The sequence below is a fragment of the Aeromicrobium sp. A1-2 genome, assembly GCF_003443875.1.
GTDB lineage: Bacteria > Actinomycetota > Actinomycetes > Propionibacteriales > Nocardioidaceae > Aeromicrobium.
The window spans coordinates 1,540,973-1,553,112 of sequence record NZ_CP027482.1 but is presented as its reverse complement, the minus strand read 5'-3'; the positions used below and the strand labels follow the sequence as shown (position 1 = coordinate 1,553,112).

11 protein-coding genes and 1 pseudogene are annotated in these 12,140 nt (G+C 66.5%); 6 read left to right on the top strand and 6 right to left on the bottom strand.

The features are described 5' to 3' along the window. Positions 1-21 precede the first annotated feature (21 nt). Positions 22-192 carry a hypothetical protein gene (locus C6I20_RS17070; RefSeq protein WP_162891191.1) on the bottom strand — a complete coding sequence of 57 codons (171 nt, stop codon included), beginning with the start codon at positions 190-192 and terminating at the stop codon, positions 22-24. A gap of 601 nt (positions 193-793) precedes the next feature. On the opposite strand from C6I20_RS17070, the gene C6I20_RS07600 reads away from it, so the two are divergent. After that, on the top strand, positions 794-2,737 hold the full coding sequence (locus C6I20_RS07600; RefSeq protein WP_254052288.1) for a fatty acid desaturase: 1,944 nt from the start codon (positions 794-796) through the stop codon (positions 2,735-2,737). A gap of 21 nt (positions 2,738-2,758) precedes the next feature. On the opposite strand, the gene C6I20_RS07595 is transcribed toward C6I20_RS07600, so the two are convergent. The 4 genes and pseudogenes from C6I20_RS07595 to arsB form a co-directional block, all read right to left on the bottom strand. Then, entirely contained in the window at positions 2,759-3,367 is a 609-nt protein-coding gene (locus tag C6I20_RS07595) for a hypothetical protein (RefSeq protein ID WP_118395404.1), read from the bottom strand. A gap of 185 nt (positions 3,368-3,552) precedes the next feature. Further along, positions 3,553-4,530 (bottom strand): annotated as a pseudogene (gene trxB, locus C6I20_RS07590) (thioredoxin-disulfide reductase). Beyond that, positions 4,527-4,937 (bottom strand): arsenate reductase ArsC, encoded by a 411-nt coding sequence (locus tag C6I20_RS07585; protein ID WP_118395403.1) that lies wholly within the window; start codon positions 4,935-4,937, stop codon positions 4,527-4,529. Before C6I20_RS07585 ends, trxB begins: the two are co-directional and overlap by 4 nt. Continuing rightward, positions 4,930-6,045, bottom strand: a complete 1,116-nt coding sequence (gene arsB / locus C6I20_RS07580) for an ACR3 family arsenite efflux transporter (protein ID WP_305765016.1) — start codon at positions 6,043-6,045, stop codon at positions 4,930-4,932. The genes C6I20_RS07585 and arsB overlap by 8 nt, the downstream gene beginning before the upstream one ends. Positions 6,046-6,124: 79 nt before the next feature. On the opposite strand from arsB, the gene C6I20_RS07575 reads away from it, so the two are divergent. The 4 genes from C6I20_RS07575 to C6I20_RS07565 all read left to right on the top strand — a co-directional run bounded on the left by C6I20_RS07575 (position 6,125) and on the right by C6I20_RS07565 (position 9,044). Further along, positions 6,125-6,793 carry a MarR family transcriptional regulator gene (locus tag C6I20_RS07575; protein ID WP_118395402.1) on the top strand — a complete coding sequence of 223 codons (669 nt, stop codon included), beginning with the start codon at positions 6,125-6,127 and terminating at the stop codon, positions 6,791-6,793. Between the two features lie 178 nt (positions 6,794-6,971). Continuing rightward, positions 6,972-7,172 (top strand): DUF6458 family protein, encoded by a 201-nt coding sequence (locus C6I20_RS07570; protein ID WP_118395401.1) that lies wholly within the window; start codon positions 6,972-6,974, stop codon positions 7,170-7,172. Positions 7,173-7,247: 75 nt separating this feature from the next. After that, the gene (locus C6I20_RS17065; RefSeq protein ID WP_162891190.1) at positions 7,248-7,409 is read left to right on the top strand and encodes a GPGG-motif small membrane protein; all 162 of its coding nucleotides are present in this window, start codon (positions 7,248-7,250) and stop codon (positions 7,407-7,409) included. 93 nt (positions 7,410-7,502) lie between these two features. Beyond that, a complete protein-coding gene (locus C6I20_RS07565; protein ID WP_118395400.1) occupies positions 7,503-9,044 on the top strand; it encodes a protein kinase in 1,542 nt (513 codons plus the stop codon). 378 nt (positions 9,045-9,422) lie between these two features. Here C6I20_RS07565 and C6I20_RS07560 read toward each other — a convergent pair whose 3' ends face one another. Next, positions 9,423-10,787 carry a dipeptidase gene (locus C6I20_RS07560; protein ID WP_118395399.1) on the bottom strand — a complete coding sequence of 455 codons (1,365 nt, stop codon included), beginning with the start codon at positions 10,785-10,787 and terminating at the stop codon, positions 9,423-9,425. Positions 10,788-11,012: 225 nt separating this feature from the next. Here C6I20_RS07560 and C6I20_RS07555 point away from each other — a divergent pair, with 225 nt between their 5' ends. Further along, positions 11,013-12,065, top strand: a complete 1,053-nt coding sequence (locus C6I20_RS07555) for a zinc-dependent alcohol dehydrogenase family protein (protein WP_118395398.1) — start codon at positions 11,013-11,015, stop codon at positions 12,063-12,065. The last annotated feature ends 75 nt before the right edge of the window (positions 12,066-12,140 follow it).

Below are 12,140 nucleotides of genomic sequence, written 5' to 3'. Positions count from 1 at the left end.
CACCAGGCGGGAGTGTCACGCTCACAGGTCGCGGTGGAAGTCCTCGGCGTGATCGTGCTCGTGACGGATCAGGTCCCAGACCGCGAGGGCCAAGCCGCCCAAGATGGCGGCCATACAGGTCGGGTAGCCGCCGTAGGGCGTCTCAACCACGGCATGCAACGAGCGGACCTCCGAGCAGGTTGGAAAGGACATCGCCGCTGGCTCCGCCTATTGGGAGGGATGCGTGGAGGCAGACACTGAGCACGTGACGGACAAGTTCCCCGGCGCTCAGGTGGGGGGCGTGCCGGTCTTCGTTGCCTACGCGCAGCGCTGAGCACGCCGTCTGAACACGCTCGTCTCGCCCCGTCAACCGCACCGTCCCGCTGTGTTGGACGCCTCGGACCCCCTACGTTTGAACGGCGCTCAACCTCTGCGGGGGGCAATCTGTAGGACGATGACCGACGATGAAGTCCCGGAGGCGGTGGCAGACGATCTCGTGATGAGTCGCGACCTCAGCCGCTGAAGGCGGGCGGCCTTGACGGGCAACGAGTCCGGTACGCCTATGGGTGAGCGGTTTGCGCCGATGGTGAGTTCGATGCACCTCCCGACCAGGGCTCGAAGATGCCTGTCCCTGCTGGCCATTCGCGAGCTCGAGGGTCGAAGCTACGCGTGACACTCCGGCACACGTCCTTGACAAGCGGGCACTGTTTGTAAAGTATGGGTCGGACCGCGCTGCGACCGAAGTCCCTGACGAATAGGCCCCCAGATGCAACCGTCCCCTCTGTCCGTCGAGCGAACCGAGTCAGCTCAGCCCGTGTCGGGACTGCCCGATCCGGGAGAGGGCGTTCCCGCGGTCGCGTGGCCGACGATGGCGCTGTATGTCGGGACCCTGGCCCTGTTCGCCCTGGAGATGTTCGGCGTGTTCGGTGCGGGATGGACGCCGTGGGTGACCATCCCCATGGGCGCCGCTGTCACGTTCTTGATGTTCAGCGTGCTGCACGAGGCAACCCACCACGCCGTGAGCACCAACGATCGGCTGAACGACCTCATGGGGCACATCGCGGTCCCGCTCGTCGCGCCCTATGCCGGCTACGCGATGTTCCGGTTCCTCCACATCGAGCACCACCGGAACACCAATGAGCAGAAGTCGGTTGATCCCGATGCGTGGACCAGCGACGGCCCGTGGTGGCAGCTGCCGTTCCGCTGGATGACGCTTGACCTCTGGTACGTCGTCTTCTATGTGCGTCGGGCCCCGCAACGACCGCGCGGCGAGCTCGTGGCGACCGTGATGTTCGCCGTGGCCACGCTCTCGATCTTTGCTGGCCTCTTCGCGACCGGGTATGGCTGGGAGCTGACCGTGGCCTTCCTGATCCCGCAGCGGATCGGGCTGACGCTGCTGTCGTGGTGGTTCGACTACCTGCCCCACCACGGGCTCCCGTTCACCGGCCGCCAGGACAAGTACCGTGCCACCCGGATCCGGGTCGGCGGTGAGGCCTGGGCGACCCCGCTGTTCGTCTACCAGAACTACCACCTGGTGCATCACCTCCACCCGAGCGTGCCGTTCTACCGGTACGTGCGCGCCTGGCGTCGCAACGAGCAGGCCTACCTCGACCGCAACGCTGCCATCTCGACGATCTTCGGGCGTTCCCTCACGCCGTCGGAATACCGCACTTGGCGCCGTCTGACCGACAGCCTCGGCGTCGACGGCTCGTCGACCGCCGAGGGTGCGCAGAGGACCCGACCGCTGTTCCATCCGCTGCGTGTCGCCTCGGTCGAGGCGCTGACCGCCGACAGCACCGTGGTCACCTTCACGGTGCCCGCGGACCTGGCCGACGCGTACCGCTACCGGCCCGGCCAGCACGTCACCCTGCGCGCAATGATCGACGGGCAGGACGTGCGCCGGTCGTACTCGATCATTCCCGCGACGAGCGATGGCACCCTGCGGGTCGCGGTCAAGCGCATCGACGACGGATTCTTCTCGACGTACGTCCACCAGGACCTGCAGTCCGACGACATCCTCGACGTCATGACGCCGGCCGGCCGGTTCGGTGCGGATCTCGACCCGTCGTCCTCGCGGTCTTACGCCGCCGTCGCCGCAGGCTCCGGCATCACCCCGGTGCTGTCCATCGCGGCGGCCGCCCTGGAGACAGAACCGGGCAGCACGTTCACCCTGCTGTACGGCAATCGGACCCACGCCTCGACGATGTTCCACGGCGAGCTCGCGTCGATGGTCGAGCGTTTCGCAGGTCGTCTTGTCGTGCACCACGCACTGTCCCAGGAGCCGGGAGCTGGCCTGCCGGGGCGGATCACACCGACCCTCGTCACCGAGCTGGCCCCGGAGCAGGTTGACGCATGGTTCCTGTGCGGCCCCGAGCAGCTCGTCGACGACGTGCGGGGTGCCCTGGAGTCGCGCGGCGAGCGGGTGCTGTCGGAGGTGTTCCACACCGAGGACACCGTCCAGTCGATCGAGCTGGACGTCGAGAGCTCGGTGACGGTCAGCGTCGGCGGTCAGGAGACCACCTTCTCGCTGCGTTCGACCGGTGACACCGTGCTCGACGCCGCTCTGCAGCAGGGCATCGATCCGCCGTACTCGTGCGCCGGTGGTGCCTGCGGGACGTGTCGTGCCAAGGTGCTGCTGGGCAACGTCGTGATGGACCAGAATCATGCGCTCGACGACGCCGAGCTGGCCGCAGGCTATGTGCTCACCTGTCAGGCGCACCCGACGAGCGAAACCCTCCGGCTGGACTACGACGCCTGACCGGCGCCGACGTCGGGTTCCTCACTGCCGGACCGTGGGTCGACCGGACGACGTGTCGCGACGGCGTCGCATCGCCCAGACGACCACGATCAGCAGCCCTCCGACGACGGTGATCGCGGCATCGATCGGGGCGAGGACCGATCCAAAGTGGTCGGGGTCGTAATAGCTCACTGGGCTGTTGAACCGCAAAGACCACTCGAACGGGAAGAGCAGGAGAGGCCCGTCGTTGTGGTGGACCGGGATGTCCACGGCGGTGTGCACCGCGCACCCCAGCGCAAAGGCCTTCAGCCCATTGCCCAGACGCGGACGGCCGCGGCCTGCCGCCACGAGCGCGACGGCGTACAGGCCGACGATCACCAGCGGAGCATGCAGCAGGTTGTGCGCGATCACGAACACCGGCTCGGCGTAGAAGTAGTCGTCGAAGATCACCTGGAACGACTCGCGCACGCTCCAGCCCCTACTGATCACGAGGTAGGCCGTCGCACCCGTTGCCGCGGCGAACAGGCCCACGTCGGGGGCCAGGCCGCCGAGGATGAACAGGCGACGCGTCGAGCGGTCCGCAAAGATCGGGCGGGCTCTGAACCACTTGGCCAGGCCCACGTTGAGGACGATGTGGGTCGGCGTGATCATGGGCCGGCGGTCCGAACCGGTGCGCGTGACACGTCGAGGGCGTGCTCGGAGCGGAGTCGACTATCGGTCCCCGGATCGCGTCGCACAGCTGCCCTCACGATGCCGAGGCTACCTGCTCCATCCGAGCCGGCTCGGTTGCTATCTGCTGGGTGACGCACTCAGCCTGGCCTGTCCGAGGTCGACGATCAGTCCTCGGAGATCAGGGCAGCCGGGGGAGCGGGCTGGCCCGCGGCCTCCATGTCCGCGAGGAACCGTTCGGCGTCGAGGGAGGCCGCGCAGCCGGTTCCGGCCGCGGTGATGGCCTGGCGGTAGGTGTGGTCGACGAGGTCGCCGGCGGCGAAGACGCCGGGACGTTGGTCGCGGTGGAGCCGGCCTGGACCAGGACGTAGCCCTCGTCGTCGAGCTCGACCTGGCCCTTGAGCAGCTCTGAGCGCGGGTCGTGACCGATCGCAATGAACAGGCCGGTCGCGTCGAGGCGGCGGGTCTGGCCGGTCACCGTGTCGCGAAGGACGACACCCTCGAGCTTGTCGGCGCCGATGATCTCAGCGACCTCGGAGTTCCACGCGAAGTCGATCTTGTCGTTCGCGAAGGCACGGTCCTGCATGATCTTGGAGCCACGCAGCTCACCGCGGCGGTGGACCATCGTGACCTTGCTGGCGAACCGGGTCAGGAACGTCGCTTCCTCGAGGCAGAGTCGCCACCGCCGACGACGATGATGTTCTGCTCGCGGAAGAAGAATCCGTCACACGTGGCACACCAGGAGACTCCGTGGCCGGACAGCCGGTCCTCGCCGTCGACGTCGAGCTTGCGGTAGCCCGATCCCATCGCGAGCACGACAGCCTTGGCCGAGTAGGTGGTGCCGTCGGCGAGGGTCACGGTCTTGATGTCACCCTCGAGATCGACCGAGGTGACGTCGTCGGTGATCAGCTCGGCACCGAAGCGTTCGGCCTGGGCGCGGAGCTTGTCCATCAGCTCCGGGCCCATGACGCCGTCGGGAAGCCGGGGAAGTTCTCGACATCGGTCGTGGTCATCAGCGCGCCGCCGGCGGTGACCGAGCCCTCGAAGACGAGTGGCTCGAGGTTCGCGCGAGCAGCGTAGACCGCCGCGGTGTAGCCCGACGGGCCCGAACCAATGATGATGAGATTGCGTACGGTCTCGGTCATGCGGTCGCCGGCTCGAGAGAGGCGATGAGCGCCTCGACGCGAGTCCTGATCTCGTCGCGGATCGGGCGTACGGACTCGATGCCCTGACCAGCCGGGTCGTCCAGGACCCAGTCCTCGTAGCGCTTGCCCCGGAAGTAGGGGCATTCGTCGCCGCAGCCCATCGTGATGACGACGTCGGAAGCGACGACTGCGTCCTCGGTGAGCTTCTTGGGCTGCTCGCCGGCGATGTCGATGCCGACCTCGGCCATGGCCTCGACAGCAGTCGGATTGATCTGGTCGCCGGGCATCGACCCCGCCGACAGGACGTCGATGCGGCCTTCGCCCAATGACTGCAGGAAGCCTGCGGCCATCTGCGACCGGCCGGCGTTGTGGACGCACACGAACAGGACGGACGGACGCTCAGACATTCTTTGCTCCTTGGGTGGGAAGGGTGGCGGTGGGATCAGTGAAGAACTTGCGGGCCCACAGCGAGACGTAGACCAGACCGACGAGGACCGGGACCTCGATGAGGGGTCCGACGACGCCGGCTAGAGCCTGTCCGGACGTGACGCCGAAGGTTCCGATCGCCACCGCAATGGCGAGCTCGAAGTTGTTTCCGGCCGCGGTGAACGCCAGCGTCGCGGTCTTGGCGTAGCCGAGGTCGAGCCAGTGCCCGATGAGCATTCCGAGGCCGAAGGTGACGGCGAAGTAGACCAGCAGGGGCGCCGCGATGCGCACGACGTCGAAGGGCTGGTTGGTGATGGCGTCGCCCTGCAGGGCGAACAGCACGACGATCGTGAACAGCAGCCCGTACAGGGCCCACGGTCCGAGCCGCGGCAGGAACGTTCCCTCATACCACTCGCGGCCCTTGACCTTCTCGCCGATCGTGCGAGTCAGGAATCCGGCGACCAGCGGGATGCCGAGGAAGACCAGGACGCTGGCGGTGATGGCCCAGATCGAGAAGTCGGCCGAGGTGGTCTCGAGCCCGAGCCAGCCCGGCAGCGTCTGCAGGTAGAACCAACCCAGGGCCGCGAAGGCAAACACCTGGAAGACCGAGTTGATGGCCACCAGGACGGCCGCCGCCTCGCGATCTCCGCACGCCAGGTCATTCCAGATGAGGACCATCGCGATGCACCGGGCCAGGCCGACGATGATCAGGCCGGTGCGGAACTCGGGCAGATCGGGCAGCAGCAGCCAGGCCAGGGCGAACATCAGGGCGGGTCCGAGGATCCAGTTCATGAACAGCGAGGCGCCGAGGAGCTTGCGGTCGCCGGTGACCCGCTGGGTCTCGTTGTAGCGGACCTTGGCGAGCACCGGATACATCATGACCAGCAGTCCGATCGCGATCGGCAGGGACACCGAACCGATCTTGACCGAGTCAAGAGCATCGTCCAGTCCGTCGACGGACCTGCCCAGGATGAGGCCCACGGCCATCGCGACGATGATCCACACCGGGAGGAAGCGGTCGAGTCGGGACAGTCCGGCGATGACGTCCGGCTCGGTCGTGCGGTTGCTCTGGGGTGATGCGGACTCCACGGGAGCTCCTCCTGCGTCGGAACACGATTGCGTCGGTTCCATCTTGACGTTCAGGCGTCGCTCAGTCAAACTCGACTCAATGAACATTGAGCGAATGACTCCTGACGAGCGGGCGGCCCGGCATGCAGCGCTCGCGGAGGTCGCGCGCATCACCGTGGTTGACGAGCTCGCGCTCGGCGACCGTTCGCCCAGCGAGCTGCAGGCCGTGCTCGGTCTGCCGTCCAACCTCGTCGCACACCATCTCAAGGTGCTGGAGGATGCAGGCCTGGTGGCGAGGCGCCGGTCCGAGGGCGACAAGCGCCGCACCTATCTGACGCTGGCCGACATGACCACGGGGGAGGGCGAGCCCATTCCGTTGGCTGTCAGTCGAGTGGTGTTCGTGTGCTCCGCCAACTCCGCACGGTCCCAGCTCGCAGCTGCGCTGTGGGCCCAGACCAGCGACATTCCCGTGGCGTCGGCAGGCACCCACCCCGCGGAGCAGATCGCGTTGGGCGCGAAGGCCGTCGCCGAACGGCATGCCTTAAAGCTCATCGCGGCCGCCCCCCAGCAGCTCGCGACGATCCTCGACGGCGGCGACTTCGTCATCGCCGTGTGCGACAACGCTTACGAGGAGCTGGGATCGTCCGTGTCGCTGCACTGGTCGATCCCCGACCCCGTCGCCCAGGGCGAGGACGCCGCCTTCGACATCGCCTACGCCGAGCTGTATCGGCGCATCGCGACCCTCGCACCCCGACTGATCGCTGCGTAGGCGGCATCACCCGCGGAGCCCCGGACGAGTGCTGACGCGTCTTCTCGGGTTTGGCGCGTCAGCGGTGGGGTACCCAGCCGGCACCGCTCGGCGAGTGGTGCGCTCGGCCTGATGCATCGGGTTGGCGCGACATCGCGCGAGGCCCATCTCACGCGTTGGTACGAGGGAAGGAACTGACATGTACTTCGGTGGATCAATCGGACTCATCGCACTCGGCGCCATCTTGGCGTTCGCCGTCCAGGATCGACTGGCAGGTGTTGATCTGGTCGCCGTCGGCTACATCTGCATGGCTGCTGGAGCGCTTGGCATCGTCCTGAGCCTCGTCATCAACGGGCAGAGGGACCGCGGCGCACGCCGAGACGAGCTACCTCCGCGCTGAGCTCACAAACCGTCACGCTCGGTCAACAGCTCGGGCGTCGCGCCCGCGGCACCCGATCAAATGAAAGGAAGCATCATGGGATTTCTACTTTGGATTATCGCCGTCGCCCTCGTGATCTACGGGATCATCACGCTGTTCAGCGGCAGCGTGCTTCTGGGCATCATCCTGATTGTCGTCGGTCTGGCCGTCGGCCCGGGGGGATGGACCATCTTCAGCCGACGCGGGACGCGCGCGTAGCTTCGGCCAACTCGTTCGCCGCCCGCGCCGCGCCAACCGGGCGGCGGACCAGTTGCGCGGTTCTGACGAGCTAGAAAGGAAAGTGGCCTACGCATGGGCGAGCTTCTGAACGACCGCTACGAGCTGGACGACATCGTTGGCTCGGGCGGCATGGGAGCGGTCTATCGGGCCCACGACGTCAGGCTCGACCGAACGGTGGCCGTCAAGGTCCTCCGGGGTGGTGCGCTCGCAGATGACGTCGCACGGTCTCGCATGCGCAGCGAAGCGCAGCTTGCCGCCTCGATCCATCATCCCGGCGTGGCGGAGGTCTACGACTACGGCGAGAACACGTTGTCCCATGAGGGCGTCTCATTCATCGCCATGGAGTACGTCGAGGGATATTCACTGGCCCAGCTCCTACGATCTGAAGGACCGATGCCGGTCGAACAGGTGATGTCGATCGTGGTCCAGGTGGCCGAGGGCCTGCAAGCCACCCACTCCAGTGGAGTCGTGCACCGTGACCTCAAGCCAGCCAACATCATGTTCACGGCGTCCGGGCGGACGGTGCTGGTCGACTTTGGAATCGCCCGCGGTGCGACAAGCGATCCGCTCACCCACACCGGCGTCCTGCTGGGAACGGTCGAGTACCTCAGTCCCGAACAGGCAGGCGGCCGCTCCGCCACCGCTCAGTCCGACCTGTACGCCTTGGGTCTGGTCGCTCACCACTGCCTGACGGGGACTTCGCCCTTCCGGCGTGAGTCGCAGATCGCCACGGCTTTGGCTCAGCTCAACGACGAGCTCCCACCGCTAGCAGATGATGTGGCGCCCGAGGTCAAGCAGCTCATAGCCTCGCTGACTGCCAAGAATCCGAGCGATCGGCCACAGACGGCGGCCGCCGTCGCGGCGCTGGCCTCGACGATCGGCGCCTCGGCAGCCGTCGAGCTGCCCGCGACACTCAAGCACGCGCTTCCAGCACTCCCTGAATCCGCACGTGCCGCGCCGGCCCAGACGCCTGTTGCGACCGCCAGTGCTGGACCCCGGCGGCCGCGAAAGGCCTTCCTGGGAGTTGCGCTGCTTGCCGCTATCCTCGCGGGACTGATCCTCGAACGCTCCTATTTCGGAGCAGTTGTCGCCGTGCCTTCGGTTGTGGGCATGGACGCCGATACGGCTGCGGCCGAGCTGCGCGAGGCCGGAATGACCGCGACGGCAGAAGTTGTGGACGTCGCCGGCAAGACGAAGGGTGAGGTGCTCCGACAGTCGCCCGAGAGTGGTGCGCCCGTGCCCGACAACGGTGTTGTCCGCCTTGCGGTGGTGTCTGGAAAGGTCGCCGTCTCTGCCAAGGACCTGATCGGTACGCCATATGCCCGGGCGGCAGCCGACCTGGAGAAGTTGGGCTTCGTGGTCAAGCGCAAGGACATTCCAAGCGAGGCCGACGTCGGTGCGGTCGTCGCACTCGACAGGTCGGGCCGTCTCACGGACGGGTCCACCATCACGCTTTCGGTTGCGCTCGCGCAAATACCCGCGCCAAGCGTGTCCGCAGGCGACGGCACACCGATCTCGACGTCCGCGAGCTCGGGCAGTAGCTCCGACACGAAGGCCCAAGGAGAAGGCAAGGCGAAGGGCAAGGCGAAGGGCAAATCCAAGAGCAAGAAGTGATTGACACCCACGCCGACGCGTGGCGCCCCGAGTCCGCCTCGCGCAATGTTGGTGTGTCGGATGCTCCCGTGGGATCTGGCACCTGGCTCGACCCCCAGGCCGGCTACGCGCATGACACCCGCTTGGTCATCACGGCCTGCAGATCGGTCGCCTGACAGGTCGGCGAACTTCGGATCAAACGGCGAAACCCCTTGCATCTGACGGGTGCGCGCGTATGGTCTACCCAAAGCCCGCCCCTCCAATTCTTCGGCTGAAGAGTAGAGGGGCGGCACCATCTCTCCCGCAGTTGTCAGGCGATCAAGCGGAGAGCGGAGGACGGGCCACCAGCCGTCGCCTCGCCGGCGCGGTGCAGTGTGCTGACCTGCATGAGTCGCGCGGTCATCGCTGGGCTGCGCTGTAGTTGCGCATGAAGAGGGCTTCGGTGAGCGCGATGTGCTCGATCTCCGACGGGGCAACGCTCTCATTGGGAGCGTGGATGAGGCACTGCGGTTCTTCCACGCCGTAGAGCATGATTTCCGCGTCCGGGAAGGTCGTCTGGAAGACATTGCACAGGGGGATTGATCCGCCCTGGCCCTGGGTCGCGATGGGTCGACCGTAGGACTCCTCCATGGCGGCCCTCATGGCTTCGAATGCCGGGCCGGCGAGCGAGCCGCTGAAGGGTTCGCTCGCATCGATCCTTTCGATGAGAGCCCGAAGGTGCCACGGCACGCGCGCCTCGAGATGGGAAACGAGCGCGTCCTGCGCTTGATGCGCGTCGATGAGAGGCGGCACGCGCAGAGAGATGCGGGCGCGAACTGATGCCTGGATCGCGCTGACCGAGCCCTCCACGGCTGGCACGTCGATGCCCAGAACCGTCGCGACGAGGCGTGACCAGAGCATGTCGGCGACGCATCCGCTCCCGACGAGCTCGACTTCGTCCAGAACGTTCGCATCGGTGCGAAACTGCTCGGCGGAGTACTCGGAGCCCGGCCACACGCCGTTGTTGTCCAGTCCGTCGATCGTGGTGTTGCCCTCCCCGTCGTTGAGCGAGGCGAGGACCTGGATGAGACCGGTCAGCGCATCGGGTGCGGCTCCGCCGAAGACGCCGGAGTGCAACGGGCCGACGAGCGCGGAGAGCGTGATGTCGACGGTGGCCATGCCGCGCAGCGAGGTCGTGAGCGTGGGCTGGCCGATCGCCTCGTTGCCGACGTCGACGACGCAGATCGCGTCGGCGCGCAGGAGGTCGGCGTGTTCTGGGACGAAGTCCTCCACGCCGCCAGTGCCTTGCTCCTCGGAGCCCTCGGCGAGAAACTTCACGGTGATCGGGAATGACCCGTCGGGGGCCCTGAGAGCGCGAAGTGCAGTCAGGTGGGCCACGATGTTGCCCTTGGAATCGGCGGTGCCTCGCCCATACCAGCGTCCGTCATCACCGTCGGTCAGCTGCCACACCGGCGTGCGCCAGTTGTCCTCGCCCAGCGGCGGCTGGACGTCGTAGTGGCAGTACAGCAGGACGGTCGGGGCACCTTCTGGTCCGGTCGCGTGGCCGGTGACGCAGTCGCTGCCGTCGGAGGTCCGATGGCGAGTCATCTCCTGCAGGCCCGCTTCGGTGAACTTCTGCACGATCCAGTCGGCTGCCTGGTGGCACTCGGAGATCGGTTGCGAGGCCGGATCCGCAACAGATCTGAAGGCGACGAGGTCGCTGAGATCTGTCTTGCACTGGGGCATGAGCTCGGCGATCTTGGCCTTGAGTTCACTGGTGGGCATGTGACTGCTCCTGTCGTCGGGCTGGCGCATGTGGTTGTCGCCCAGCCTGCTACCGGCGACGCATCGTGGGCAGAGCCGTAGGTCCTGCTCCGGACTGACGTTCGGCTGCTGGTGACCGCACGATTTTGATCCCGGGGACCTATGGCACTGGCATGGACGTGACGGTCGCCGTGAACTGGCCGTAGCCGGTCGGCCGTCGTGGTTCGACCCTGAGGAAGGTCCACCATGAAGGCGCTCGTCTACAAAGGTCCAGGACACAAGAGCTGGGAAGAGGTACCGGATCCGGTCATCCAGCGCCCCACGGACGTGATCGTGAAGATGGTGGCCACCACGATCTGTGGCACCGATCTGCACATCCTCAAGGGAGACGTCCCAGAAGTGGAGATCGGTCGCATCCTGGGTCACGAGGGCATCGGTGTCATCACCGAGCTCGGTGCCGGGGTGACCCAGCTCGCCGTGGGGGACCGGGTCATCCTCTCGTGCGTCAGCTCGTGCGGAAAGTGCTTGAACTGCCGCGAGGGACTCTTCAGCCACTGCCTCGACCCCGAGGGAACGCCCGGGATCGGCTGGATCTTCGGCTACATGATCGAAGGCACGCAGGCCGAGTACGTTCGCGTGCCGTTCGCCGAGAACTCGGTCTACAAGGTCCCTGAGGGGATGACCGATGCCGAGGGCATCCTGCTCTCCGACATCCTGCCCACCGGATTCGAGATCGGCGTGCAATACGGACAGGTGCACCCCGGCGACATCGTCGCCGTCATCGGATCCGGACCCGTCGGCCTCTCCGCCGTCATGACCGCGCGGTTGTACGGGCCGTCCAGGATCATCGCGATTGACCTCGACGACGCACGCCTCAAGCGGGCCAAGGACTTCGGCGCGTCCGACACCGTCAACTCAGGTGACAAGGACTGGAAGGAGCAGGTATTTGCCCTGACCGATGGCGCAGGGGTCGATGTGGCCATCGAGGCGGTCGGCGTCCCGCTGACGTTCACGATGGCGACCGAGCTCGTACGACCGGGCGGCAACGTGGCCAACGTCGGGGTGCACGGCAAACCTGTCGAGCTGCGGCTGGACGAGCTCTGGATCAGGAACATCAACATCTCCATGGGCTTGGTCAACACCAATACCCTCGGGATGCTGCTCAAGCTCGTCTCGGAGCACAAGCTGCCGGCGGACAAGTTCGTCACCCACACCTTCTCGTTCGACCAGGTGATCGAGGCCTACGAGGTCTTCGGCCACGCCGCCGACAACGACGCGCTCAAGGTTCTGATCCGGTAGGGCTCGGACCGGACGCCTGCAGGGCGGTCCGATGCCAGGGGGCCTCGTTCGGCCTCCTGTGACCCCACATCGTGG

Excerpts from the sequence above, each read along its gene's own strand:
- C6I20_RS17070 (WP_162891191.1), bottom strand. The coding sequence starts at position 192 with ATGTCCTTTCCAACCTGCTCGGAGGTCCGCTCGTTGCATGCCGTGGTT.
- C6I20_RS07595 (WP_118395404.1), bottom strand. The coding sequence starts at position 3,367 with ATGATCACGCCGACCCACATCGTCCTCAACGTGGGCCTGGCCAAGTGG.
- C6I20_RS07585 (WP_118395403.1), bottom strand. The coding sequence starts at position 4,937 with ATGTCTGAGCGTCCGTCCGTCCTGTTCGTGTGCGTCCACAACGCCGGC.
- C6I20_RS07575 (WP_118395402.1), top strand. The coding sequence starts at position 6,125 with ATGAACATTGAGCGAATGACTCCTGACGAGCGGGCGGCCCGGCATGCA.
- C6I20_RS07570 (WP_118395401.1), top strand. The coding sequence starts at position 6,972 with ATGTACTTCGGTGGATCAATCGGACTCATCGCACTCGGCGCCATCTTG.
- C6I20_RS17065 (WP_162891190.1), top strand. The coding sequence starts at position 7,248 with ATGGGATTTCTACTTTGGATTATCGCCGTCGCCCTCGTGATCTACGGG.
- C6I20_RS07565 (WP_118395400.1), top strand. The coding sequence starts at position 7,503 with ATGGGCGAGCTTCTGAACGACCGCTACGAGCTGGACGACATCGTTGGC.
- C6I20_RS07560 (WP_118395399.1), bottom strand. The coding sequence starts at position 10,787 with ATGCCCACCAGTGAACTCAAGGCCAAGATCGCCGAGCTCATGCCCCAG.
- C6I20_RS07555 (WP_118395398.1), top strand. The coding sequence starts at position 11,013 with ATGAAGGCGCTCGTCTACAAAGGTCCAGGACACAAGAGCTGGGAAGAG.